We start from the raw sequence: 26,140 nt of genomic DNA, 5'->3' as shown, positions 1-26,140 counted from the left end.
AAGAATAATCTAAAACCATTAATGAAATTTGGAAATTGAAGACAAAATATTATTAGTACTAGATCTTGATGAAACGTTAATTCACGCAACAGAAAGAAAGCTTGAAATTGATTTGGACTTTCAGTACGAGAATTATTTCGTGTATAAAAGACCACATCTAAAATGGTTTTTAGAGTCTATGAATGTTGATTTTAAACTCGCTATTTGGTCATCTGCAGATGATAAATATGTTGAGGAAATAGTGAAGAAGATAAAACCTGACAGTATTGAATTTGAATTTATTTGGGGAAGAACTCGTTGCACTACAAAAAGAGATTATGAACTTGACGCGTATATTCACGAAAAACGTCTAAAAAAAGTAAAGAAAAAAGGTTTTCCTATTGATAAAATATTAATGATTGATGACTCTCCAGAAAAACAAAGGATAATTATGGCAATGCTATTTATGTAAAACCTTTTAAAGGAGATCAAAATGATTCAGAACTGAAAAAACTTGCAGAATATCTCAATTCAATAAAGAATAGCACTAACGTAAGAAGTTTTGAGAAGAGAAGATGGAGAAATACAGTAAAATGAAACGAATTTGAAGGATTTGAGAATGAGTAAGATTTAATATCATACCTAATCAACTTAATAACTCTTGTATTTTATCATAAATCAAATGAGATTCCCAACCTCTGTACGATAAATAATACAGCATTTTTTGTCTCTTTTTTTGATGAGGTAAATCACCTAATGTAGCAAACTTTTTTTCTGCAAGTGTATTAAAGGTAGTTAAATACGCTTCAGGGTCGATTTCTGCCATTGCTATCTTAATATTGTATTGAGAGATGCCTTTTGATTTTAAAGCGCTTAAAATACGTTGTTTTCCCCATTTCTTAATATTGAACTTTCCTCTAGCAAAACTTTTGGCAAAACGTGTCTCGTTTAAAAAATTATGTTCGATTAGATGTAAGATGATTTTTTCCTGAGCTTCAGGAATAAGTTGCATGGCCTGTAGCTTGGTATTTACATCTTGATGACAACGATCTTGATAAGCACAATAATGTTCCATTTTTAAGAGTGCTTCTTTTACGGTTGTCGGTTTTTTTGATTGTTGAGGTTTGTAATACATTGCAACAAAGATAGGATCAATCTTAAAAGTTATGAGTGAATAGGGAAAATAAATAAGAAGATATGTAAAATGAGTGTTAGCAGTTTAATGATGAATGTCAAAGTTAGAGAAAAAGCCTTCGGTAAAACTCAGGCTACGGATAGGAGTATCATTAAATCTGCTTGAAGATAAAAAGCAAACTTTTAAGTTTTACATTTTAGAGGCTGTGCACTCATCACACTAATTACTTGTTACTCGTCACTCACTAAATTAATTAAAACAAAAAACCCAGCACAAGGCTGGGCATCTGTTATTTTATCATTTCACCATCGTTATCGTGAAAGTGATACTCTAAATACGTGTAAGCATCTCGAGGAACTATTTTTATCCATTTTTTAAAATCTAAAAACCATTTAGATCGGATGGATAGGAAACCTTTTGTTAAAAAAGCAGCAATAAAAGGATGAGTACTAAGTACTATTTTTTTATGCTCTTTTTTAATTAATCTTTCTAAATCGACCTGTATTTTATCTATTAAAACTATAGGTGCCTCAACTTCACCATTAGCACCGCTAGGATCTTCTTCGCGGGTTTTGATATTCATTTCTGGTCGAACACGCTGACGTGTAATCTGAATTAAGCCAAATTTACTTGGCGGTAAAATTTTGTGTTTAGCTCTATCGTCTTTCATCTCTTCTTTAAGGAAATTGAAGAGAGTTTTGCGATTTTCAACACTGTTCATGTCTATAAAATCTACAACAATAATACCTCCCATATCTCTTAGACGTAGTTGTCTTGCAACCTCTGCAGCGCTAATTAAATTAACTTCTAGTGCAGTGTCTTCTTGATTTTTGGCTTTATTTGAACGATTTCCGCTGTTTACATCTATTACATGCATGGCTTCGGTATGTTCGATAACCAAGTATGCTCCCTTACTCATAGATACAGTGCGACCAAAACTTGTTTTTATTTGTCGTTCAATGCCATATTTTTCAAAAATAGGATTGTTTGTTGTATGTAATTTTACAATAGATTCTTTGTTAGGTGCTATTTTATGCACATAATCTTTAACTTGTGTAAAGAGTGTTTCATCATCTACACAAATTGAAGTAAAAGTGTCATTGAATACGTCTCTTAGAATAGAGGATGCGCGATTCATTTCTCCTAATACTTTAGATGGGTGATTGGCTTTATACAATTTTTTACACATTGCATCCCAACGCCCTAGTAAGTTTTGCAAATCTTTGTCTAGTTCTGCTACTTTTTTGCCTTCAGCTACGGTACGAACTATAATTCCGAATCCCTTTGGTCGTATACTTTTAACCAAACGTTTTAAGCGCTCTTTCTCTTCAGAAGAATCAATTTTTTGAGAAACTGAAACTCTGCTAGAAAAAGGAACTAATACGATATATCTACCGGCAATCGATAATTCTGAACTTATACGAGGGCCTTTAGTAGAAATGGGTTCTTTTACTATTTGTACCAATAGCGATTGATTTGATTTTAACACGTCTACTATACTTCCGTGTTTATCAATATCTTTCTCAAAAGTGAAGTCCTTAAGAGAATAATCTTTTAATTTTCCTGTGCTTACACGTTTAATGAATTTTAGCAAAGAGGATACTTGAGGACCTAGATCATGATAATGCAAAAATGCATCTTTTTCATATCCTACATTTACAAATGCAGCATTTAATCCAGGGACAGATTTTCTGATTTTGGCAATAAATATATCACCTACAGAAAAATTACTATCATCTTCTTCTTTGTGTAATTCAATAAGTTTTCCATCTCTTAATAAGGCAAAATCTGTAGAGGAACCAGATCTAATAATTAATTCTTTGTTCACTCTATTAATAGATTTGTATCTATACTTAATTAAGTACAGATGGATTAAACAAAAATTATCACAGGAATTTTTGAGAATTATAAAGTATAGAGAATATATGCTTTATAATTCTCAAAGTGAAATTCCGAAAGAATACCATTGTTTATCGATATTCTGTTTTCAATGAACTTTTTAAAATTCAAAATAAAAAAGTAGTTATCTAACTACTTTTTCTTGTGACGGTTAGCTCTTCTTCTTTTTTTACGTTTGTGAGTTGCTACCTTATGTCTTTTGCGTTTTTTACCACTTGGCATAGTAAATAGTTTATTTTAGATTAGTACTTTGTTTTATTTAACTTCTACGTTAGTTTTTACACCTTCAACAAAAACTTTTGCTGGTTTAAATGCAGGTATGTTGTGTGCAGGAATTTTGATAGTCGTATTTTTAGAAATGTTACGACCTGTTTTTTCTGCTCTAGTTTTGATAATAAAGCTTCCAAATCCTCTTAGGTAAACATTATCTCCACCTTCTAAAGAACTTTTTACTTCTTCCATAAATGTTTCAACTGTTGCTTGAACATCTCCTTTTTCTATTCCTAGCTTTTCTGAAATTCTTGCTACGATATCTGCTTTAGTCATTATTATACCTATTTAGGGGTTTTTAAATTTTCAAGGGGGCAAATATAACAATTTAAAATCCAAAATATCAATACTTAAGATTAAATTATGATGGATTATCGTTTAAATTTGCAATTCTTATGCAATTTACTATGAATTTTTCTAAAAAACTCATTTTCTGGTATTTAGAAAACAAAAGATCGATGCCTTGGCGCAAAACTACGGATCCATACTGTATTTGGTTAAGCGAAATTATGCTTCAGCAGACAAGAGTTGAGCAAGGTTTGCCCTATTATTTGTCATTTACCGAAGCTTTTCCTACCGTTTTTGACCTTGCAAAAGCGTCTGAAGAAAAGGTGTTAAAATTATGGCAAGGACTAGGGTATTATTCTCGAGCTCGTAACCTACATACTACAGCAAAATATGTAGCAAACGAACTCGACGGAGTCTTTCCTAATAATTATAAAGAACTTTTAAAATTAAAAGGAGTAGGAGATTACACCGCAAGTGCTATAGCTTCTATTTGTTTTCAAGAAGCTGTACCTGTTGTAGACGGAAATGTATATAGAGTATTGTCTCGTTATTTTGGGATAGATACACCGATTAATAGTACTGCAGGAGTAAAAGAATTTAAAGAACTTGCAATTACGTTAATGGATCACGAAGATCCTGCAAATTATAATCAAGCGATAATGGAGTTTGGCGCATTACAATGTAAACCTAAAAACCCATATTGTATTGTATGTCCGTTAAACGAAAGTTGTGTCGCATTGCAAAAACAAACAGTAACAGAATTACCTAAGAAACTAAAGAAGCTAAAAGTTAAAAATAGATACTTTAATTATTTGGTATTAGTAGTTAATGGGGAAACCACATTAGTAAGGCAGCGTACAGGAAAAGGTATATGGCAAAATCTTTATGAATTTCCGCTTATAGAAACGACAAAAGAAGTAGCTTTAGAAACTCTAGAAAAAGATAAATTATTTAAGAGCTTAAAAAACGCTACTATTACCTTATATAATGGAGAAACCAAAATACATAAACTGTCACATCAACATTTACACACGCGATTTTATATTGTTGAGCTTAAAGAACTACCATTATGGAGTAAAGAATATGTGAGTTGTGACTTTAACAAGCTTAGAGAATATCCAGTACCTATCTTGTTGGGTAAATTCATAGAATCGTTTTTTAAGAATGATGCTTTTTTATTACATTTACTATAAATTAAATTGAATATTATGTCAGGAACTCTAAATAAAGTAATGCTAATTGGGCATACAGGAGATGAGGTGAAGATGCATTATTTTGAAGGAGGTAATGCAATAGGAAGATTCCCCTTAGCAACAAACGAAACTTACGTAAACAAAGCTACGGGAGAACGCGTAAGTAATACAGAATGGCATAATATCGTGGTGCGTAACAAAGCAGCCGAAATTTGTGAAAAGTATTTAAAAAAAGGAGATAAAATATATATAGAAGGAAGATTAAAAACCAGAAAATGGGTGGATGATCAAGGTAGAGAACGTTATAGTACTGAAATACAATGTACAGATTTTACGTTTTTAACACCTAAGAATGAAAGTCAACCTTCTACAGGTATGCAGAACAATGCTTCAAATACACCAGCATCGACAGCGCAACAAACACCACCGGTGATGCCTGAAGAGGAAGATGATTTACCATTCTAAAAGACTATTGTTTAATTAAATGAATAACTTTGGATCCTGACCCCTTACCATTATATGCTGCATTTTTTAATTTAGGTCAACTTACCAATGGTATATTATTAGTACTATTGCTGATTTGTTCTGCTCTTATTTCTGCCAGTGAAGTAGCACTGTTTTCGTTAACACCGTCTGAGATCAATGCAGGTGAGGAACAGGCTTCAAAAAAACAAAAGATTATAGTTAGGTTATTAGCAAAACCGAAAAAACTATTGGCAACAATTTTAATTGCTAATAATGCTATTAATATAGCCATTGTATTATTGTTTGAATCGGTAACTTCTATATGGTTTAATGAGCCATGGATATGGGATTTGACAATCTTTACTTTAGATATGGAGTTTGCTTTAAAGGTTGTTGTAGCTACATTTTTGATCTTATTATTTGGTGAGATACTACCTAAAATATATGCTAGTCGCAATAAGATTTCTTTCTCTCAGTTTATGGCATATCCATTATTGATCTTAGACAAAAGTTTTTGGTTGTTTAATGTGCCTATGCAACGTACTACATTGAGTATCCATAAGCGATTAGGTAGGCAAAAATCAAGTATTAGTGTTGATCAATTATCGCATGCCTTAGAACTTACACTAGATAAAGATACTACTGTAGCCGATAAAAAAATACTAGAAGGTATTGTTTCATTTGGAAATACTGATACAAAGCAAGTAATGACACCTAGAATGGATGTTTTTGCATTGAATAAAGAAGGTGATTTTAAATCGATTATATCAGATATAGTGAAGCATGGATTCTCTAGAATACCTGTTTTTGAAGGAAGTATCGATAAGGTAATAGGGATATTGTATGTAAAAGATTTATTACCATATATTAATCACAAAACATTTGATTGGGTAAGTTTGGTAAGAGAACCTTATTTTGTGCCCGAAAACAAAAAACTAGATGATTTATTAAGCGATTTTAAAAATAAAAAGAGTCATTTGGCAATAGTGGTCGATGAATATGGAGGAACCAGTGGTTTAATTTCTCTAGAAGATATTATAGAAGAAATTGTGGGAGACATTAGTGGTGAATTTGATGATGAAGATATTGTGTATTCAAAAATAGATGACAAGAATTATGTGTTTGAAGGAAGAACAGCATTAAAAGATTTTTATAAAGTTGTCAAGTTAGAAGATCCAGCAGTTTTTGAAAACCAAAAAGGAGATGCCGAAACTATTGCAGGGTTTTTATTAGAAATAAAAGGTAATTTTCCTGTTAAAGGAGAAATAATAAGAGTAGATGGATATTCGTTTACTATAGAAGTATTGAGTAATAAACGAATTAAACAGATTAAATTTACAATAGAAGATGAGTCTTAAAAAGTTAAATGCAATAGTAGGATTAATGTTGATTGGTTTATTGTATTCGTGTGCAAGCGAAGTTTTACCTAAGCCAAAAGCAATGTTGCGTTTAAGTTATCCTGAAGCTGCATACGAAAATGTAACAATTGATGGGTATCCATTTCGTTTTGAAAAAAATAAAATGGCTCGAATCAAATCTGTAATACGAAATAAAAAATACTGGAGTAATCTTGAATATCCAGAATTAAAAGCTACCGTATACTTATCATATTATAAAGTAAAGAATAACCTAGATTCGTTACTTAAAGATGCTCAAAATATTACTCAAGAACACGTAGTAAAGGCAGACGGAATTATTTATGATCTATATGAAAATAAAGAACGTAAAGTATATGGGACTTTATACGAAGTGACTGGGGATGCGGCTTCTCAAACACAATTCTATGTGACAGATAGTACAGATAACTTTATCACAGGATCTGTGTATTTTAAAGCAAAACCTAATTATGATTCTATCCTTCCTGCATCTACTTATATTTTGAGAGATGTAGAGCGTTTTATGGATACTGTAGAGTGGACAAAAGAAGAGTGAGGTCATAAAAAAATCGTTAATTTTTTATAAATCGATACGTTTACCCAGAAATATTTACTGATTTTTGTCCCTTAATTTTTTAGATTATGGGGAATACTAATCTTAAATGGATATATCTATCGGTTTTATCGGTAGTATGGGGAAGTTCGTTTATTCTTATTAAAAAAGGATTAATAGGGCTTACGCCTATGCAGTTGGGGGCAATTAGAACTTTATTTGCTGCTATATTTTTATTTTTAATAGGATTTAAAAGTATTGCTACAATCAAAAAAAGAGACTGGCCATGGGTAATTCTATCTGGATTTATGGGAACATTCTTTCCTGCTTTTTTGTTTGCTTATGCCGAAACAGAAATTGATAGTGCAATAGCTTCGATCTTAAATTCTACTACACCATTAATGACCTTAATATTAGGTGCTGTTGTATTTTCTATAGGGTTTAATAGAAATCAGATTATTGGAGTTATTATAGGATTGATAGGATGTCTAGCATTGATATGGGAAGGAGCAGCTATAAACCCCAATCAAGACTATCGTTATGCAGGTTTAGTTTTGATAGCTTCAGTATGTTATGCAATCAATGTAAATGTTATTAAGAAATATATGAGTCATATTTCTCCTATGGGAATTGCAAATGGTAACTTTTTAGCATTATTTTTTCCAGCATTAGGAGTACTATATGCTACTGGCTTTTTTGAACCAGAAGTAATAGGTGATAGTCAAGTTCACACAAGTTTATTATATATTGTTGTTTTGGCAATAGTAGGAACAGGAATAGCTAAGGTGATGTTTAATAAACTAGTACAGATGAGTAGCCCAGTATTTGCTTCATCTGTAACATATACAATACCTATTGTAGCTTTGATGTGGGGAATGATGGACGGAGAGCAATTTTCGTTTTATCAAGTAATCGCTACAGCGATTATCATATTGGGAGTTTATTTATCTAATAAAAAGAAGAAATAAAAAATGGTCATCAGTTCTGATGACCATTTCTATATTAAAAATAAACTATTTTTTATTTAAAATCTTCATCACTTACACCTTCATTTATCTTAACTTCAGAAACGTTAAAATCAATGTTCTGAGGACCAAATGAAATTGTCATCGTAAATGGAAATTTAATTCCGTTTACATCTTTATAGTTACTATAATTTACTTCTGTAGTAAATTTTTGACCACCTTGTTCTTGAACAACAACATCCTTTGTTTTTAAACCAGTTTTGGTATCAAAGAAAGAAGTCTTTTTGTCACTCATTTTTACTTTATAAGCTTTCCCGTTATCATAAGGCTCAATACCTTCTACAGCTACAGCCTTATTTTTTAATTCTGGAAATGGATGCGAATTTTCTTTTGCTTCTTTAATTTGGTCAGCATTAAATTCGATTTTTTGACCTTGAGCCATAGCATAACCTTTGGTTCCGTCAAACACATTTTTGTTTACAGAGTTTCCTGCAAAAAGAACGTTAGTTAAAGTTTGATTCTTTGAAGTTACTTTGGCAATTAACGTTAATTCTGCACCATTAGCAGATGCTTTTGCTGTAGTAAAAGTAGAAGCTACTGTGGCTAATTTATCTTTTCCACCAATAGCTTTTAAATAAGTATCAACGACACCTTGAGCAGTAATGTCTTTAGGTACTTCTGTATTAAAGTTAGGTTTTGCAGTACGATTTCCGTATTTATCAAAATACATAATCGGAATCTTTTGTCCGTCAAAAGTTAATTTTTCAAGACCAGGAAGTATATCAAGACCTCTACCTACAGCTACAATTCTAGCATTGTTAAGTTTGAAATACTTATTAGCAACTCTTTTTACATCTTCTTGAGTAACAGCATCTATTTTTTTGATAAAAGTCTCGAAGAAATCTTTAGGTAAGTTTTGCGTTTTTAACTGGATAGCTCTATCAGCTATAGTACGATCACTTTCTGATGCTAAAATATAATCTCCTAAGAATTTTGCTTTTGCATTTTTTAATAAAGTAGGATCAACTAATTCTGTACGAATTCTTTTGTATTCTTTTAAAATCTCTACAATAGCACTATCTGTAACGGCATTTCTTACTTTGGTAGTAGTTCTAAAAAGTGTATTGTAATTCTTGTTAAAAGGTAAAGATGTTCTTGCTCCATAAGTATATCCGTGCTCTTCTCTTAAGTTCATATTGATATAACTGTTAAAAGACCCTCCTAGAATATAATTAGCAACTAGAGCAGCATGATAATCTTTATCAGTGATATTAAGCTCAGAGATATTAGTTACAGCTAATTCTGTTTGCACAGCGTTAGGAACATCAACAAAGTTTACTTGAGTGTATTGTACATCTTGTACAGAAGGAATAGAGATGTCTAAAGCAGAAGCTCTAATCCAAGGCTCAAAATATTTAGTAACTAGTTTTTGTGCTTTGTCTTTTGTAATATCACCAATAACAACTAAGTATGCTGTAGTAGGAACAAAATAGTTACGGTAGTAACTTTTTACATCATCTAATTTGATAGTGTTTAATGTTTCTTCTGAAGTATATTCTCCTGCAGGGTGTTTTTTTCCATAACCTAAAACACTTCTAACTCTAGAGGCGATAGCAGCAGCACTCTTTTCTCCAGTTTTGATTCCTTCGATAGCTTTTTTACGCTCAAGATCTAATTCTTCTTGAGTAAAATTAGGATGTAATGCAGCGTCTGCAAAAAGTTCGATAGTACGTTCTGCATACTTTGATAAAGATTGTGCAAAACCACCATTAACACCAATTCCGATATTAGCTCCTAAGAAATCAACTTCTTCATTAAAAGCATCTTTACCAATATTGGTAGTACCTTTTCCCATGATTTGAGAAACAAGACTAGAAACACCAGCTTTATTACCTTCAATAACAGGAGGAGTATCTAGAGTTAAGCTCAAAGTAACTCGAGGAAGCTTATGATTTTCTACAATTAAAACAGTCAATCCATTAGGCAAAACAAAAGAATGTGGTTCTCCCAAATTGATTACTGGAGTAGGACCTGATTTAGGCATTTTTGAACGATCGATTTGGGCTTGAGTACCCATAGCGATAATTAAAAATGCGATTAAAAGTTTTATATTTTTTTTCATTATATGAAGTTTCTTTTTTTTGCTGAATTATTTACTTGATTCTGGTAAGTAGTCTAAGTTAAGACGTTGGTTAGGGTTTAAATATTTTTTTGCTACACGTTGAATATCTTCTCTAGTGATAGAACGATAAATATCGATTTCACTATTAATAAGATTTGTATCTCCATGTAGTACATTATATCTAGCCAACGAGTTTGCGATACCTTGAATACTTGAATTAGAATTCACAAAGTTATTTTCAAATTGGTTTTGAAGCTTTTGAAATTCTCTCTCAGTAATTAATTCATTTTGAAGTTTTACGATCTCTTCTTCCATTTCTTTTTGTAAATCTTCTAGGCTTACTTGTCCTAATGGAAGTGCTCCCATGATATAAGTACCATAATCCTCTAGGTTATCAGTAAAAGCTAATACTTGTAAAGCCATTTTTTTCTCTTCAACCATTTTTTTGTGCATTCTAGAGCTATTACCTCCAGTTAAAATAGTTGAGATGTAATTAAGTACATAAGCGTCCTTTTCTTTTAGATTAGGAGTTCTATATACTAATGCTTTTAAAGGAACTTGAATATTAGCATCGTATTCAGTTACTTTAATTTCGGTTGTAATAGGATCTTCTTTGATTGTTTTTCTAGAGATTTTACTTCCATTATTTTTAATAGCTCCAAAATAATCAGAGATCATTTTTTTAGTTTTTTCAATATCAAGATCACCAGTAACAACTAATGTAGCGTTATTAGGATTGTAGAATTTTTTATTGAAAGCAATAAATTCGTCAAGCTTAGCCGCATCAAGATCTGCCATACTACCGATTACAGATTGTCCATAAGGATGTTTCTTGAAGATGTGCTGGTTAACTCCAGTTCTGTAAATGATCTTTCCATAAGGAGCGTTATCAACACGTTGTCTTTTTTCTTCTTTAACAACTTCGTTTTGAGTATCTACACCTATTTTGTTGATTACAGGATGTAACATACGCTCAGATTCCATCCATAAAGCTAATTCTAGATTATTTGATGGTAAAGTTTCATAATAATAAGTTCTGTCTTGAGTAGTATTGGCATTATTTCTACCTCCATGAGAAGAAACAATATCAAACCATTTTCCTCTTTCAATATTTTTTGTTCCTTCAAATAGTAAATGTTCAAAGAAATGAGCAAATCCTGTTCTTCCTTTTTCCTCATCCTTTGCACCTACATGATACATAACTCCTACAGTTACAACAGGAGCTTTGTTTTCTTGATGTAAGATTACATGTAGACCATTGTCTAGATCATACTCAGTAAACTTAACTTCTTGTGCTACGCCCGAAATTGAGATAAAAAGCCCACAAGCGATTGCGTAAAGTTTGTTTTTCATTTTATATAAAATATTAAGTTTGTTTGATTTGTATGTAAAGATCGTGTTTTGTTACAAATTAAAAAAAACGAATTGTTAATTATTTGATTTTTAAGTAAATGTATTTGTGGTAGTCTTTTTTTTTTACGAAATTTAAATACAATATTAAAAATGTGGAATTATGAAAAGAATGACGTTACCAATTCGTTATAGTTGTTATACAGCTATAGCTTTGATTATGTATTTTTTAATATTATCAATTTTTTCGTTACATATTAACCCCTTATTTAGTTTGTTTAATGGGATAATACTATCGGTAGGATTGTACAAAACAATACAGCATGTTAAAAAAGAAGAAGGTGTAAATTATAGGTATCAAGATGGTTTCTGGGCAGGTATGCTAATGGGATTTGTTGCTACAATATTATTTACTGTTTTCTTTGGTATATATGCCACTCACATATCTTCTGATTTTTTAAATAAACTCTTGGCTACCTGGATAGAAGGTTATAATACTACTGTTGGTCTAGTATTATTTGTTGTAGCAATAATGGGATTTGCATCTACTATTGTTTTAACCTTATCTTTTATGCAGTTATTTAAAGAAAGTTGGAATATTAAAACTGCTAGAAGTGTTTCTATATCAGAAGGATAAAAACTTTGTTATTTAATTAAATTAGACGTATATTTGCATCCGTTTTAAAATAAACAATTAATTTTTTAAAAATTAACGCTATATGTACGCAATTGTAGAGATAGCAGGGCAGCAATTTAAAGTTGCGAAAGACCAAAAAGTTTTTGTACACCGTTTAGCAGGTGAAGAAGGAGATGCTGTATCATTTGATAAAGTTCTTTTAACTGCAGATGGAGACAATGTAACTGTTGGCGCCCCAGCTATAGAAGGAGTTCAAGTAGGAGCTAAAATAACTAGACACTTAAAAGGTGATAAAGTTATTGTTTTCAAAAAGAAAAGACGTAAAGGTTACCGAGTTAAGAATGGTCACCGTCAAGCATTAACTGAGATTGTTATTGAAAGTATTGGTGGAGCAGGAGCTAAAAAAGCTTCAAAAGCAGCACCAAAAAAAGATGACGCATCTGATGACTTAAGCTCAAAGACTGTAGCTGAGTTAAAAGAAATGGCTAAAAGCAAAGGAATTGAAGGTATTTCTTCTATGAAGAAAGCCGACTTAATTGCAGCTTTACAAAAATAAATATTAACCCATCTAAAACCGAAAGAAAATGGCTCATAAAAAAGGAGTTGGTAGTTCGAAGAACGGTAGAGAATCAGAATCGAAACGATTAGGAGTTAAGATTTTTGGTGGACAAGCTGCCGTAGCTGGTAACATCATTGTAAGACAAAGAGGTACAGCACACAAGCCAGGAGAAAACGTATACGCTGGTAAAGATCATACTTTACACGCTAAAGTTGATGGTATTGTAAAATTTACTAAAAAGAAAGATAATAAATCCTATGTTTCAATAGTTCCTTTTGAAGCATAAGGATCTTTCCTTGTAATAATTATATTAAAACTCTTTTCAAATTCAGTTTGAGAAGAGTTTTTTTATGCAGTAATATTTAAAAAATATACAAACTATGAGATTGATATTAGTTATAGCCTTTTTATTTATTGGTAACACTATGGTTGCGCAAAATGTAATACCTAAATATGAGTTTTTAGAAATCATAGTGATTCAAAAAGCAAACAAAAGAGGAAAAGTTAAAAGAATAGAAGTGCAAGAAGAACAAGCTGCATTAAAAAACAGTTTGATTGATGTTAAAGAAGTAGAAGCTTTAGAACAAACATCTGATATGCTTAATTATATGAGTAATGCAAATTGGGAATATGTAGATAGAAAAGCGATTATTACAGAGGATAATGATCCTGTATGGATGAGTTATCTTTTTAAAAAGAGAAGGCATTAAATAAAAAAGACTCCTTAATTAGGAGTCTTTTTAGCTTTATAGAATCAGATATTAGTATCTGTAATATTCTGGCTTATATGGACCTTCAACAGTAACACCAATGTAGCTAGCCTGATCTTCTGTTAAAACATCTAATTCTACACCAAGACGAGCTAAGTGTAATTTAGCTACCTTTTCATCAAGATGTTTAGGTAACATATATACATCATTTTCGTACTTATCAGAGTGGTTCCAAAGCTCTATTTGAGCAAGAGTTTGGTTTGTAAATGAATTACTCATTACGAAACTTGGATGTCCAGTAGCACAACCTAAGTTTACTAAACGTCCTTCTGCAAGAATGATGATATCTTTACCATCAATAGTATATTTGTCTACTTGAGGTTTGATTTCGTCTTTAGTAGTTCCATGGTTAGTATTTAACCAAGCCATATCGATTTCGTTATCAAAATGACCAATGTTACAAACGATAGTTTTGTCTTTCATTGCTTCAAAGTGACGACCTTGAACGATATCTTTATTACCAGTAGTAGTAATAATAACATCTGCATTACCTACTACAGTTTCTAATTTTTTAACTTCAAAACCATCCATTGCAGCTTGTAGTGCACAAATAGGATCAATTTCTGTAATAGTAACAATAGATCCAGCACCTCTAAATGAAGCAGCAGTTCCTTTTCCTACATCACCATATCCACAAACTACAACACGTTTTCCTGCAAGCATAGTATCTGTTGCACGACGTATAGCGTCAACTGCACTTTCTCTACATCCATATTTGTTATCAAATTTAGATTTAGTTACAGAGTCGTTTACATTGATAGCAGGCATTGGTAAAGTACCATTTTTAACACGCTCGTATAAACGGTGAACACCAGTAGTAGTTTCTTCAGATAATCCTTTGATATCTTTTACTAATTCTGGGTAACGGTCTAATACCATATTAGTTAAGTCACCACCATCATCAAGAATCATGTTTAATGGTTTTCTGTCTTCTCCAAAGAAAAGAGTTTGTTCTATACACCAATCAAACTCTTCTTCGTTCATTCCTTTCCATGCATATACAGGTACTCCAGCATCAGCGATAGCAGCTGCAGCTTGATCTTGAGTAGAGAATATGTTACAAGAACTCCAAGTAACCTCTGCTCCTAAAGCAACAAGAGTTTCTATAAGAACAGCCGTTTGGATAGTCATGTGTAGACATCCAGCAATACGAGCTCCTTTTAAAGGTTGTTCATCTTTGTATTCTTCACGAAGTGACATTAAACCAGGCATTTCTGCTTCAGCCAATTCGATTTCTTTTCTTCCCCATGCCGCTAAAGATATGTCTTTTACTTTAAAGGGTACATACGTAGGTGTTTTTGTACTCATCGTAATTTTGTTTTATGTGAATCTCAAAAATGAGATTTTTCGGTAAAAACGTTTTTATCTAAAAATTAAATTAATAGTATGAAAAATCAATTATAAAGCTTTGGATCGATAAAAATGTTCTAAATTCGTCTTTGCAAATAGATTTATCGATTACTATTGATTTTCCAGTTTGCAAATGTAAGTAATAACTTTAATACTATACATGCCTCTTTACAAAACTATAACAATAGATCAAGATACTAAAGTGTTGATCTGGAAGATAGAAGAATCTTTTGAACAATTATCTGAAGGGATCAATCTTACCGAACATTGTCAAAATCGTGTAAATAGAATGAAATCAGATATTCATAAACGAGGATTTATGAGTGTAAGACATCTATTAGCAAAGGTGGGATATACCGATCATGATTTATTTTATGATGATTTTGGAAAACCACACCTTAAAGATGGAATGCAAATCTCAATAACACATTCTTTTGAGTTTTCGGGAATTATTATAAGTACTAAAGAAATAGGAATTGACATAGAAAAACAGCGAGATAAGATTAAAAAGATCGCACATAAATTTATAACTACAGAAGTTCCTTTTGTCGAGAGTCAAAAAGAAGAAGATAAAGTTCGCATATTAACAGTTATTTGGGGGGCAAAAGAGTCCTTATATAAATTGTATGCTACTGCAGGCTTAAGTTTTGAACAACATGTGCATATTGATGCTTTTGATTTAAATGTACCTTTTACTATAGGAAGTATTAAATATAAAGATGTATTAAGTCATTATGATATAAGTTATTTAGAATTTGAAGGGTTTACATGCGTTTATGCTTTGCCATACGCATCTTAATATAAATATATGAAAGTATCGGTAGAATTAACCTTGACACCTTTACAAGATGATTTTGAAACGCCAATAAAGGAATTTATCAAGGAACTTAGAACGTCAAAATTTGTTGTAATGGAAAACCCGCTAAGTACTCAAGTCTACGGGGATTTTGATGAAGTAATACCATTTTTGACGACATTGATAAAGAAATCATTTGGAACAATAGAAAATGGAGTGTTACAAATGAAGTTGGTAAAAAGTGATAGAAGTGATTATGAGCCAGATTTTTGATTTTTTATTTAGCCAGTATAGCGATTATCCATTACATATATTGATATTAGAAATAACAGCAGTGATCTTTGGTTTTTTATCTGTTTGGTTTTCTAAAGAAAATAAGATTTGGGTATACCCTACAGGGATGGTAAGTACTGCTATTTTTGTATATCTTTTGATTGACTGGGGATTATTAGGAGATACAATGATTAATGCATATTACTTTATCATGAGTGTTTATGGATGGTATGTGTGGACAAGAAAAGTAGATGCTACACATTTTACACCTATCTCAAGGACTACTATCGGAGAGAAAAAAATATCAATACTTATATTTAGCTTAACATTACTTTTCGTATATTTTGTATACCAATTTTTTGATAAATGGACGAGTTGGACAGCCTATGTGGATACCATAACGACAGCAGTCTTTTTTGTTGGTATGTGGCTTATGGCTAAACGAAAGATAGAGAATTGGATATATTGGATTATCGGTGATATTATTTCGGTACCATTATATTTTTATAAAGGACTTACGTTTACCAGTTTTCAATATTTAATGTTTACAGTACTTGCAATTTACGGATATATCAAATGGAAGAGAAGCTTAGACAACAACCTAGTGACTGTATAAGAGTAGTTTTGTTTGGTCCTGAATCTACTGGGAAAACGACATTATCTCGAGATTTAGCTAAGCATTACAATACAGAATGGGTTCCAGAATATGCAAGAGATTATTTGCAAAAAAAATGGAATGAAGAACAAGCTATTTGTGGTTATGAGGATTTGCTCCCTATAGCAGAAGGGCAAATGAAATTAGAAAATGAAGCTGCACAAAAAGCAAATAGAGTATTGATCTGTGATACGGATATATTAGAAACGCAAGTATATTCTAGAGCATATTTTAATGGAATCTGTGACGAAACATTAGAAAAGATTTCGTTAGAGAATAATTACGATATGTATTTTCTAACATATATTGATGTGCCTTGGGAGGCAGATGATCTTCGTGATAAACCTACAGAAAGAGAAGAAATGTTTCAATTATTTAAAGAAGCATTAGAAAAGAATGACAGACCTTATATTTTATTAAAAGGTGATAAGGAAGCACGTTTTCAAAAAGCAACAAAAGCAATAGATCAATTATTAAACGAATAAGAAATGAATATAACAGATAAAGATATAAAGCTCGTAAAAGAAAAAGGAATTACATTGGACAAAATCATGACGCAAGTCGAGATTTTTAAAAAAGGAATTCCTAGTGTTGTATTAAAAAGTGCAGCTACTATAAATGAAGGAATTTGTAGATTGTCAAATGAAGAAAAGGAATCTTTACTAAAGTTATACGAAACTAAATTAGAAAAATTAGATACGATAAAATTTGTTCCAGCATCTGGAGCAGCAACACGAATGTTTAAAGACTTATTTCGTTTTCTGGATACTTATGATTACGAAAAAGAACGATTAAACTCATACACAAATTATCAAAAAGCAACGGCAATTCGTTTATTTTTAATTGGATTAGAGAAGTTTCCTTTCTATGATAAGGTAATGACCAAAATCCAAAAATGGTACCCTAAATTTAATGAATTGTCAGAAGGGAAACAATTGTATCTCTTTGTAGAGACAATGTTGAGAGTTAAAGGATTAAATTATGGAGCATATCCTAAAGGATTATTGCCGTTTCATAAATATTCAGATGAAATGACAACAGCTTTTGAAGAACATTTGTATGAAGCTGTAGGGTATGGAACTGCAAATGGAAAAGCTAAATTACATTTTACTATTGGTAAAGATCATTTAGAGGCTTTTGAATACGCTTTCGAAGATATCAGAAAAAAAGTAGAGAAAAAGACAGGGGTTGATTTTGATATAACATATTCTTTTCAGAAATCCGAAACAGATACAGTAGCTGTAACGATGGATAATAAACTTTTTAGAAAAGAAAATGGAGAAGTATTGTTTAGACCAGGAGGACACGGAGCATTAATAGAGAATCTAAATGATTTAGAAGCTGATATTATTTTTATCAAGAATATAGATAATGTTGTTGTAAGAAAATATCAAGATGATGTTGCCGATTATAAGAAAGTTTTAGCAGGAAAACTGATAGAAATTCAAAATAAGATTTTTGAGATTTTAAAAGAGATAGATAAATGTATTCCTTCTGAAGAAAAGTTACTCGAGATAAAAGAATTTATGGAAAAACAATTGAACATTATGTTTCCATATGATTTTGATAAGTTCTCAGAAGAATTCAAATTAGACTTTTTAAGAAGTTCATTGAATCGTCCGATTCGTGTATGTGGTATGGTAGAAAACGAAGGGGAACCTGGAGGAGGACCTTTCTGGGTTAAAGGTGTGAGAGGACGAATTACATTACAAATTATAGAAACTGCACAAATTAATAAAAACGACGAAAGGCAATTAGGAATCCTTAAAAGAGCAACTCACTTTAATCCAGTAGATATCGTTTGTGGCGTAAAAAACTATAAAGGAGAAAAATTTGATCTAAGTGATTATATAGATGAGACAGCTGGATTTATAACTATCAAATCTATAAAGGGAGAGAAATTAAAGGCGCTTGAGTTGCCAGGATTGTGGAATGGAGCAATGGCTAATTGGATTAGTGTATTTGTCGAAGTTCCGTTAACAACATTTAATCCTGTAAAAACAATAAATGATTTATTAAAGTCAGCACATCAGGTAAAACTGTTTTCTTAATTCAAGAATGGCTGAATTTGCATATATTAAGTGTGTATAAAATCCACACTTAATATATGTGTTCTACACAAATGAACTTGCTCTGAAAATATTTAAAAACCTATAAGGTGTTGTTTTTTAATGTTTTATTGGTTTTTTGGGTCGAAATTAAATTATGGAATGATTTTTTATTATTTATATGTAGGTAATCATATAAGTGATGAAAAAACATACTGTAATTATTGCAATCATAGTAGGTTTAACTTCTGCTCAAGGAGTTCAATCACAGGAGACTACATACCAAAGTAGTAGTGATTTAAAAAACTATATAGAAATACCTATTGTTGAAGTTCCTATAAATATTCAAGAATTTGTAGTTGTAAATTATAATGAATATTGGATTTCTAAGGCATATAAAAACGTTGATAAAGATATATTTAAATTAGAGTTAAAGAAAACTAATAATCAAACTCAAGTCATATTTGCAAATGCCGAAGGCAAATTGGTTAAACTAAATAACGAATCTAAAATCTAGGGGTAGAGAAAAAAGATTGTTGTTTCCCTTAATCAGGAACAATTTTAAAGTTGTTTAGTAAATAAAAAGAGACTCAGTCCCAAGAGTCTCTTTTTTTTATTTTACAATGCATAATAACCGTAAATTTCATAAGTTTATAGCTACAAAACACCAAGAGAAAGAAGAAGATGTCCAGAATACTGATAGTAGAAGATGATGTAGCGTTTTGTATGATGCTAAAAACATTTCTTGAAAAGAAAAATTTTAAAATTACTACAGCCTTTTCTATACAGGAAGCCATATCCGAAATAGAACAAAATCAATTTGATTTGGTCCTCACAGACATGAGATTACCAGATCAAGATGGTATTACATTGCTCAATCATATTAAGAATTTAGAAGAGAAAATTCAAGTTGTTGTAATGACTGGATATGCTGAGATCGATATGGCTGTAAAAGCTATCAAACAAGGTGCTTTTGATTATATATCAAAACCATTTCATCCAGAAAAGATAGTAACGACAATACAAAATGCATTAGGAAGAAAAGAAGACTTAAAAGATCAACATAAAAAAATTGCAAAAAGAAAAACGGTAGTAGAAGATACTAATTATGTTAAAGGAATAAGTTTAGCTTCAAAAAAGTTAAATGAATATGTAGAACTTGTGGCTCCTACTAAAATGTCTGTTTTGATTATTGGTAATAGTGGAACAGGAAAAGAATATGTAGCTAGTAGTATCCATAAAGCTAGTAATCGTGCGAATAAACCTTTTATAGCAGTAGATTGTGGAGCTATACCAAAAGAAATAGCTTCAAGTGAATTTTTTGGGCATATTAAGGGATCGTTTACGGGAGCAATTAATGATAAAACGGGGCATTTTGAAGCTGCAAATGGAGGAACACTTTTTCTTGATGAGATAGGAAATTTAAGTTATGAACTTCAAGTACAGTTGCTACGAGCATTACAAGAACGAAAAATAAAACCAGTAGGAAGTAATAGAGAAATAGAAGTTGATATCCGTGTAATAGCTGCTACTAATGAAGATTTGAGTAAAGCAGTGAAGGAAGGTAATTTTAGAGAGGATTTATATCACCGATTGAATGAGTTTTCGATGAAGATCCCTTCATTAAAAGATCGAACAGAAGACTTAATGCTATTTGCAGATCATTTCTTAGAAGAAGCAAACGAGGAACTCGAAAAAAGTATAGTTGGATTTACCGAGAAAGTATTAGAAGCTTTTAAACGATATGATTGGCCAGGAAATCTTAGAGAGTTAAAAAATATAGTAAAACGCTCTGTGTTATTAACACAAGGTGATTTTATAACACAAGAAGTGTTGCCTGGCGAAATAGTAAATGCTACAGGCACTACACCTGTATATAAGCTTTTTAAGAATGAAAATGAAAAGGAAATGATTTTAGATGCTTTAGAAAAAGCTAATGGAAATAAAGCAAAGGCTGCTAGGATGTTAGGTATTGATAGAAAAACACTTTATAACAAACTGAATCATTACGATATAGAATATTAAGAAGTAGAGGTGATAGTATCTGTGATAGTGTCATTTTTTAACTTTTTAATTAAAGCGTGAATTTCTTTTACGGCATTCTTTGCTAACTCTATAATTTGACCTTCATTGAGTTTATAATATTCTGGCGTTTCAATTTGTTTCAATAAGGCTACAGTTTTTGTGGCTTTAATTTGTTTTAAGAATGGCAAGATTTTATGGGCTAATATTTTGATTTGCCCAATGTTTTTTGACATTATAGCATTCTCTAATTGTGTGAGATTTTGAGAGGTACTGTCATAAAACGTATTTAAAATAGAATGAAGAGATTCTATATCTCCGTGAGCAAAAACCATTAAGTCTTGTAAGGAATATTCAGTAGTAGTTAGTTCTTCAGATGGGGTAGTATTAATCCATGTAATAGAAGAATCGAATATTTTTGAAATTAACGAAATTAAATCATTGGGCATATAAGGTTTTGTTAAACTGGCAGTAAAACCGGTAGAAAGATATTCTTGATTACTGATATCAGTTCTACCAGATAGCGCGATAATAGGTATTTCTTTGTATCGTATATCATTTTTGACTTTATTTAATAAATAAAAACCGTCATAACCAGGCATTTGAATATCAGTAAGAATAAGATCAAATTTGTTCTTCTCTAAAACAACAAGTGCATCTTTAACATTAGAACAAGTTTGATAAGAAAGTGATATAGAGGCAATCAACTCACTACTGAGAGCTAGTTGAGATGGATCATCATCAACTATTAGTACGCGTTTATTTGCAAATTGCTTAGCGTCAACAGTATTGTTTTGATTACCTGAAACTTCATTAGACTGTTGAGTTACAGGAATAGTGATAGAAAAAATACTCCCTTTGTTAATAGCACTTGATAAAGAAATAGTTCCTTGTAGTAAGGAAACTATTCTTTTAGTAATTGCTAAGCCTAACCCAAAACCTCCATATTGTTTTTCGATTTCTTCTTTTCCTTGTTCAAATTCTCTAAAAATAAGTTCTTGTTGATTTTCGTCAATACCAATTCCTGTATCAATGACATTTATTGTTAAAGCTGAAGATGTTTCAGAAATAGAGTTAATATCGCAAGTAATAGAAATACTTCCGTTCTCTGTGAACTTATAAGCATTGTGAATTAAGTTTGTCAAGATTTGTTTAATCCTAAAAGGGTCGCTAATAAATTGCACAGAATCATCAACGTCAATATCTATAATAATAGATAAGTTTTTAGGATCTTCTATAGGAATAACACTCGCTACTGTATTTTCTATAAGTTTTTTAGGAGAAAAAGGTAAAGATTCTATAGTCATCTTACCGGCATCTAATTTGGATAAATCCAAAAGATCATTTACAAGATGCAAAATATAATCTGAAGATTTTTTAAGATGATTAAGGTAATGTTTCTGTTTATGACTTAAATCTGTTTTTTCCATTAAGGCAGAATACCCTATTACTGTATTAAGAGGAGATCTAAGGTCATGAGTTACTGTATTTATTAAAGATTCTCTGCTTTCAAGTAAGGATTCTGTATAGGCATTTGCAGCTTCTAGATCAGTACGATAACGTTGATTGTTTGAAATATCTCTAATGATAAGATATAAGAATATAATAACTAGAAATATGATAAGAGAAGTTACAATTATGATTATGTTTGAAGTACTATCTAATACTTTTTGAGAAGCATCAATACGAGCTTCATAACGTTTAATTTCATCTTCTTCTATCGTGTTGAGTAGCTCTCTAAGTCTCTTCGTGATTACTTCGTCGTTATGAGTTAAGCTTTCTTCTTTAGTCTGTACTTGAGAAAGAAACCTCTTTTCTTCAGCTTCAAGGTTTTTTAATACTTTTTTTACTTTGGTAGCAATAGAATCTACGGTTTGATAAGATAACTGTTGAGCATTATCTTTTTTAGAATACTTTAAAAACTTGATTAAAACACGTCTTTGATGAGGTTTTAGATGTTTAAAGCGTCTATTATAACTTTGATCCCCAAAAGATTCATTGATTTTACGTAGTTCATTAATAGCATTACGATAAAAATTATTCCCTTGACGATCACTGTAAATAATTAATAGCTCTTCAAAGTTTTTGTTTTTATCGTCAATTAAATCCTGAATTTCTTCAGTTTTAATAATCAAAGAAGAATCTTGAGATTGTTGGGCAAGGTCGTGAATCAAATCTCGTATAGTATCAACTTTTTGATGATAGCGTTCAATTTTTAAAGAATCACTATTACGTGCTAGACTACGGGATAAACTTTCTGCATCATAGAGATGAGTTAATGCTTGACTCACCAATATAAGTTTATCATTATTGGAGCTTTTAATTTTTGCAATCTTAGAATAATTGGTGAGTTGAGTATGTATAATCCAAAACGTCCCTAAGGCAATTCCGCAAGCCAAAACAAAACCAGAAATAACCTTAAGTGTAACCGAACGTTTCAAATTCTTAATCATAAAAACCTCTCTTCTTAAAGAAATAGAGTAAAATAAGGTTTTTTTAATTAGTAGAAAAGAGTTTTAAGGTGAAAAAGAGTAAATAGATGGTAAGAATTATGAAAAAGAGACTACCTTTGCCATAAATCTCAAAAAGGGGTGCCAATTTAGGCTGAGATCATACCCAATGAACCTGGGCAAGTAATGTTGCCAAGGGATAGGATAGAAAGATAAAGACTATCCAAAACAATCTTATGCTATATGAAATAGATATAGTATGAGGTTTTGGGAAACAATAAACATAACCAGAAAACAAAGTCAAGAATAATGACCCCTTTTATTCGTGAAGAGAAAAAATTTACGGATGAAAAGAATTTTATGCTGTCTATTAATTGTAGTGTCATCAATCACATGGGCACAAGAACAACAAAAAGACTCATTGACGACAAAACTAGATGAAGTATTGGTCAAAGCAGTGAGAGTATCTGCAGATTCACCAATAACACATTCTAATCTTTCCAAAGAAAAAATTGCAAAACGCAATTTGGGACAAGATATTCCATTTTTATTAAATTATTTACCAGGAGTTGTAACTACATCAGATGCAGGTGCAGGAGTAGGATATACTGGAATTAGAGTACGTGGTAGTGATGCGACAAGAGTAAATGTAACACTTAATGGTATTCCGTTTAATGATGCAGAAAGTCAAGGAACATTTTGGGTCAACCTTCCTGATTTTGCTTCTTCTGTAGAGAGCTTACAATTACAAAGAGGAGTAGGAACTTCTGTAAATGGAGCTGGAGCTTTTGGGGCAAGCCTTAACTTATTAACAGATGCAGTTTCTCATGAAGCTTATGGTGAAATATCAAATTCTTATGGATCATTTAATACTAGAAAACATAACTTAAAATTCAGTACAGGATTACTAAATGATCATATAGAAATTGCAGGACGATTATCTGCTATTAAATCTGATGGATATGTAGATAGAGCAACATCAGATCTTAAGTCATATTTCTTACAAGGATCGTATGTAGACGATAATACGTTAATAAAGGCTATCACTTTTGCAGGAGAAGAAGTAACGTATCAATCATGGGATGGAATTGATCCTGAAACATTACGTACAAACAGAACGTTTAATCCTGTAGGAGCGTATGAAGATGAAAATGGAAATACTGTTTTTTATGATAACGAAGTAGATAATTACAATCAAGATCATTATCAATTACACTGGAACCAAAGATATAATAACAATTGGTCATCTACTTTAGGATTAAACTATACTTACGGTAGAGGGTATTTTGAACAATATAAAGAAGATGAGGATTTTGCAGATTATGGATTAACGCCAATAACACTAGGTGGAGAAACAATAGATGAAACAGATTTAGTTCGTCGCAGATGGCTAGATAATGATTATTATGTAGTAACTGCAAGTGTTAACTATAAAGATGATAAACTAGATGTAATAGCAGGAGGTTTTTATAGTTATTATGAAGGAGATCATTTTGGGGAAATTATATGGGCTCAAAATGCTGGAGGATCACAAATAAGAGATCGTTATTATGAAGGTGTAGGAATTAAGAGAGAACTAAATGGATATACCAAAGCTACTTATAGATTCTCTGATGTATTAAGTGCTTATGCAGATATTCAAGTACGTAATGTAGATTATTCAACATCAGGGTTAACATCAGATAGAGTACCATTATTAGTAGATAAGAATTACACATTTTTTAATCCTAAAGCTGGATTAACATACCGATTAAATCCATCAAATCAATTCTATGCATCATATGCAAGAGCAAATAGAGAGCCTAATAGAAATGATTTTGAAAGTGGAACCCCAGAACCAGAGACTTTAGACGATATTGAATTAGGATGGAGATATGCTTCTCCTAAGTTTAAAGTAAATGCCAACTTGTATTATATGGATTATAAAAATCAATTGGTATTAACAGGAGAACTTGATGATGTAGGAGCGCCGTTAAGAGCGAATAGCGGAAAAAGTTTTAGAACAGGTATCGAAATTGATGCAGATATTAAGTTGGCAAAGAAATTTAGTGTTCGCCCTAATATAGCGTTGAGTATTAATAAAAATAGAGATTTTATTACCTCAAGAGACGGCGCTTTGGTAAACCTAGGAAATACAAATATTTCATATTCACCTAGTGTTGTAGCAGGAAATATGTTCGTTTTTGAGCCTGCAAAAGGATTACAATTAAACTTCTTGTCAAAATATGTAGGAGAACAGTATTTAGGTAATATTGATAGTGAGTTGTCAAAGCTAGACAGCTTCTTTGTAAATGATCTTAATATAGTATACGAAATTAAGAATATACCAGTATTTAAATCGATAGTATTGACGGCATTAGTAAACAATATTTTTGATGTTAAATACGAATCAAATGGATATTTCTTTACCTATGATGATGATTTTTCAAACCCAGGAACTATCACAACTATAGAAGGAGTTGGATATTATCCTCAAGCAGGAATTAATGTTCTAGGAGGAGTAACATTAAAATTTTAACGAGATTTTTACGTTAAAAACAATATATTTATAAAAAAATAAGCTTTAGGGGTGTCTGCAAAGCAGTCTGAGAAATACCCTTTGAACCTGATGCGGTTAATACCGACGAAGGGAAAAGTAAGTTCTTTATAATACTATAGATATGAATAATTTAAGGTGATAATCTTAAAAGTTCATATCTATAGGTTATAAAAGAGCATTCTTCACAAAGGCAATAAAGCCCACTAAAGTTTATGGAAAATCAAACAAAATGATAACCATAAACGTCAATAATCAACCACATACGGTACAAAATAGTAGTTCCCTTAACGAATTACTAGAACAACTTCAAATTGCTACCCAAGGTATTGCTGTAGCCATTAACCAAAACATTATCCCTAAAACAGCTTGGAATGAAACTCAACTTCAAGCAGAAGATCATATTCTAATTATTCAGGCTACACAAGGAGGATAAAGAAGCTACAAAA

The 26,140-nt window shown here is 31.4% G+C and carries 25 protein-coding genes, 1 pseudogene and 1 riboswitch; of the genes and pseudogenes, 19 read left to right on the top strand and 7 right to left on the bottom strand.

Annotation, left to right across the window (positions count from 1 at the left end; all coding sequences use genetic code 11):
* The first annotated feature begins 28 nt into the window (after positions 1 to 28).
* A pseudogene (locus ACYEKI_RS04835) lies at positions 29 to 576 on the top strand (NIF family HAD-type phosphatase).
* A 49-nt stretch (positions 577 to 625) separates the two neighbouring features.
* On the opposite strand, the gene ACYEKI_RS04830 reads toward ACYEKI_RS04835, so the two are convergent.
* From ACYEKI_RS04830 to ACYEKI_RS04820, 3 genes are all read right to left on the bottom strand, one after another.
* Complete coding sequence (locus ACYEKI_RS04830) at positions 626 to 1,114, bottom strand: regulatory protein RecX (RefSeq protein WP_459210040.1); 489 nt, start codon at positions 1,112 to 1,114, stop codon at positions 626 to 628.
* Between the two features lie 289 nt (positions 1,115 to 1,403).
* Positions 1,404 to 2,942 (bottom strand): Rne/Rng family ribonuclease, encoded by a 1,539-nt coding sequence (locus tag ACYEKI_RS04825; protein WP_459210039.1) that lies wholly within the window; start codon positions 2,940 to 2,942, stop codon positions 1,404 to 1,406.
* 326 nt (positions 2,943 to 3,268) lie between these two features.
* Entirely contained in the window at positions 3,269 to 3,559 is a 291-nt protein-coding gene (locus ACYEKI_RS04820; protein WP_459210038.1) for an HU family DNA-binding protein, read from the bottom strand.
* Between the two features lie 131 nt (positions 3,560 to 3,690).
* On the opposite strand from ACYEKI_RS04820, the gene mutY reads away from it, so the two are divergent.
* From mutY to ACYEKI_RS04795, 5 genes are all read left to right on the top strand, one after another.
* A complete protein-coding gene (gene mutY, locus ACYEKI_RS04815; protein ID WP_459210037.1) occupies positions 3,691 to 4,764 on the top strand; it encodes an A/G-specific adenine glycosylase in 1,074 nt (357 codons plus the stop codon).
* 15 nt (positions 4,765 to 4,779) lie between these two features.
* Positions 4,780 to 5,229, top strand: coding sequence for a single-stranded DNA-binding protein (locus ACYEKI_RS04810; RefSeq protein ID WP_459210036.1), 450 nt, complete (start codon positions 4,780 to 4,782; stop codon positions 5,227 to 5,229).
* A gap of 29 nt (positions 5,230 to 5,258) precedes the next feature.
* Entirely contained in the window at positions 5,259 to 6,587 is a 1,329-nt protein-coding gene (gene gldE / locus ACYEKI_RS04805; protein ID WP_459210035.1) for a gliding motility-associated protein GldE, read from the top strand.
* Positions 6,577 to 7,161, top strand: coding sequence for a gliding motility lipoprotein GldD (gldD, locus tag ACYEKI_RS04800; protein ID WP_459210034.1), 585 nt, complete (start codon positions 6,577 to 6,579; stop codon positions 7,159 to 7,161). Before gldE ends, gldD begins: the two co-directional genes overlap by 11 nt.
* An 86-nt stretch (positions 7,162 to 7,247) precedes the next feature.
* Positions 7,248 to 8,126, top strand: a complete 879-nt coding sequence (locus ACYEKI_RS04795; protein ID WP_459210033.1) for a DMT family transporter — start codon at positions 7,248 to 7,250, stop codon at positions 8,124 to 8,126.
* Between the two features lie 52 nt (positions 8,127 to 8,178).
* Here the strand turns inward: ACYEKI_RS04795 and ACYEKI_RS04790 are convergent, their stop codons facing one another.
* On the bottom strand, positions 8,179 to 10,245 hold the full coding sequence (locus ACYEKI_RS04790; RefSeq protein WP_459210032.1) for an insulinase family protein: 2,067 nt from the start codon (positions 10,243 to 10,245) through the stop codon (positions 8,179 to 8,181).
* A gap of 27 nt (positions 10,246 to 10,272) precedes the next feature.
* Positions 10,273 to 11,598 carry a M16 family metallopeptidase gene (locus ACYEKI_RS04785; protein ID WP_459210031.1) on the bottom strand — a complete coding sequence of 442 codons (1,326 nt, stop codon included), beginning with the start codon at positions 11,596 to 11,598 and terminating at the stop codon, positions 10,273 to 10,275.
* A 160-nt stretch (positions 11,599 to 11,758) separates the two neighbouring features.
* Between ACYEKI_RS04785 and ACYEKI_RS04780 the strand changes: the two genes are divergently transcribed.
* The 4 genes from ACYEKI_RS04780 to ACYEKI_RS04765 all read left to right on the top strand — a co-directional run bounded on the left by ACYEKI_RS04780 (position 11,759) and on the right by ACYEKI_RS04765 (position 13,501).
* Positions 11,759 to 12,232 (top strand): DUF4199 domain-containing protein, encoded by a 474-nt coding sequence (locus ACYEKI_RS04780; protein WP_459210030.1) that lies wholly within the window; start codon positions 11,759 to 11,761, stop codon positions 12,230 to 12,232.
* Positions 12,233 to 12,314: 82 nt separating this feature from the next.
* A complete protein-coding gene (gene rplU, locus ACYEKI_RS04775) occupies positions 12,315 to 12,788 on the top strand; it encodes a 50S ribosomal protein L21 (RefSeq protein ID WP_459210029.1) in 474 nt (157 codons plus the stop codon).
* A gap of 28 nt (positions 12,789 to 12,816) precedes the next feature.
* Positions 12,817 to 13,077, top strand: a complete 261-nt coding sequence (rpmA, locus tag ACYEKI_RS04770) for a 50S ribosomal protein L27 (protein WP_073318462.1) — start codon at positions 12,817 to 12,819, stop codon at positions 13,075 to 13,077.
* Between the two features lie 94 nt (positions 13,078 to 13,171).
* Complete coding sequence (locus ACYEKI_RS04765; RefSeq protein ID WP_459210028.1) at positions 13,172 to 13,501, top strand: hypothetical protein; 330 nt, start codon at positions 13,172 to 13,174, stop codon at positions 13,499 to 13,501.
* A 51-nt stretch (positions 13,502 to 13,552) separates the two neighbouring features.
* On the opposite strand, the gene ahcY is transcribed toward ACYEKI_RS04765, so the two are convergent.
* Positions 13,553 to 14,869, bottom strand: a complete 1,317-nt coding sequence (gene ahcY, locus ACYEKI_RS04760) for an adenosylhomocysteinase (RefSeq protein WP_459210027.1) — start codon at positions 14,867 to 14,869, stop codon at positions 13,553 to 13,555.
* A gap of 202 nt (positions 14,870 to 15,071) precedes the next feature.
* On the opposite strand from ahcY, the gene ACYEKI_RS04755 reads away from it, so the two are divergent.
* The 7 genes from ACYEKI_RS04755 to ACYEKI_RS04725 all read left to right on the top strand — a co-directional run bounded on the left by ACYEKI_RS04755 (position 15,072) and on the right by ACYEKI_RS04725 (position 20,708).
* Positions 15,072 to 15,710, top strand: coding sequence for a 4'-phosphopantetheinyl transferase family protein (locus ACYEKI_RS04755; protein ID WP_459210026.1), 639 nt, complete (start codon positions 15,072 to 15,074; stop codon positions 15,708 to 15,710).
* Positions 15,711 to 15,719: 9 nt separating this feature from the next.
* Positions 15,720 to 15,980, top strand: coding sequence for a YkoF family thiamine/hydroxymethylpyrimidine-binding protein (locus ACYEKI_RS04750; RefSeq protein WP_459210025.1), 261 nt, complete (start codon positions 15,720 to 15,722; stop codon positions 15,978 to 15,980).
* Positions 15,964 to 16,596, top strand: a complete 633-nt coding sequence (gene pnuC / locus ACYEKI_RS04745; RefSeq protein ID WP_459210024.1) for a nicotinamide riboside transporter PnuC — start codon at positions 15,964 to 15,966, stop codon at positions 16,594 to 16,596. The genes ACYEKI_RS04750 and pnuC overlap by 17 nt, the downstream gene beginning before the upstream one ends.
* Entirely contained in the window at positions 16,557 to 17,120 is a 564-nt protein-coding gene (locus ACYEKI_RS04740; protein ID WP_459210023.1) for an AAA family ATPase, read from the top strand. The genes pnuC and ACYEKI_RS04740 overlap by 40 nt, the downstream gene beginning before the upstream one ends.
* A gap of 3 nt (positions 17,121 to 17,123) precedes the next feature.
* On the top strand, positions 17,124 to 18,686 hold the full coding sequence (locus ACYEKI_RS04735) for a DUF4301 family protein (protein ID WP_459210022.1): 1,563 nt from the start codon (positions 17,124 to 17,126) through the stop codon (positions 18,684 to 18,686).
* A 199-nt stretch (positions 18,687 to 18,885) separates the two neighbouring features.
* On the top strand, positions 18,886 to 19,200 hold the full coding sequence (locus ACYEKI_RS04730) for a hypothetical protein (protein WP_459210021.1): 315 nt from the start codon (positions 18,886 to 18,888) through the stop codon (positions 19,198 to 19,200).
* Positions 19,201 to 19,367: 167 nt separating this feature from the next.
* The gene (locus tag ACYEKI_RS04725; protein WP_459210020.1) at positions 19,368 to 20,708 is read left to right on the top strand and encodes a sigma-54-dependent transcriptional regulator; all 1,341 of its coding nucleotides are present in this window, start codon (positions 19,368 to 19,370) and stop codon (positions 20,706 to 20,708) included.
* Here ACYEKI_RS04725 and ACYEKI_RS04720 read toward each other — a convergent pair.
* The gene (locus tag ACYEKI_RS04720; protein ID WP_459210019.1) at positions 20,705 to 23,158 is read right to left on the bottom strand and encodes an ATP-binding protein; all 2,454 of its coding nucleotides are present in this window, start codon (positions 23,156 to 23,158) and stop codon (positions 20,705 to 20,707) included. The two genes, ACYEKI_RS04725 and ACYEKI_RS04720, sit on opposite strands and share 4 nt — an antisense overlap.
* A gap of 343 nt (positions 23,159 to 23,501) precedes the next feature.
* Here ACYEKI_RS04720 and ACYEKI_RS04715 point away from each other — a divergent pair, with 343 nt between their 5' ends.
* Together ACYEKI_RS04715 and thiS are read left to right on the top strand one after the other, a co-directional pair.
* Positions 23,502 to 25,673 carry a TonB-dependent receptor gene (locus tag ACYEKI_RS04715; RefSeq protein WP_459210018.1) on the top strand — a complete coding sequence of 724 codons (2,172 nt, stop codon included), beginning with the start codon at positions 23,502 to 23,504 and terminating at the stop codon, positions 25,671 to 25,673.
* A 37-nt stretch (positions 25,674 to 25,710) separates the two neighbouring features.
* Positions 25,711 to 25,804, top strand: a riboswitch (TPP riboswitch).
* Positions 25,805 to 25,923: 119 nt separating this feature from the next.
* Positions 25,924 to 26,127 carry a sulfur carrier protein ThiS gene (gene thiS, locus ACYEKI_RS04710; protein WP_459210017.1) on the top strand — a complete coding sequence of 68 codons (204 nt, stop codon included), beginning with the start codon at positions 25,924 to 25,926 and terminating at the stop codon, positions 26,125 to 26,127.
* Positions 26,128 to 26,140 lie beyond the last annotated feature (13 nt).

Origin of the sequence: Aquimarina rhabdastrellae (genome assembly GCA_947387485.1) — a bacterium.
Classification (GTDB): Bacteria; Bacteroidota; Bacteroidia; order Flavobacteriales; family Flavobacteriaceae; genus Aquimarina.
This window is presented reverse-complemented; position numbering and strand designations above follow the sequence as displayed.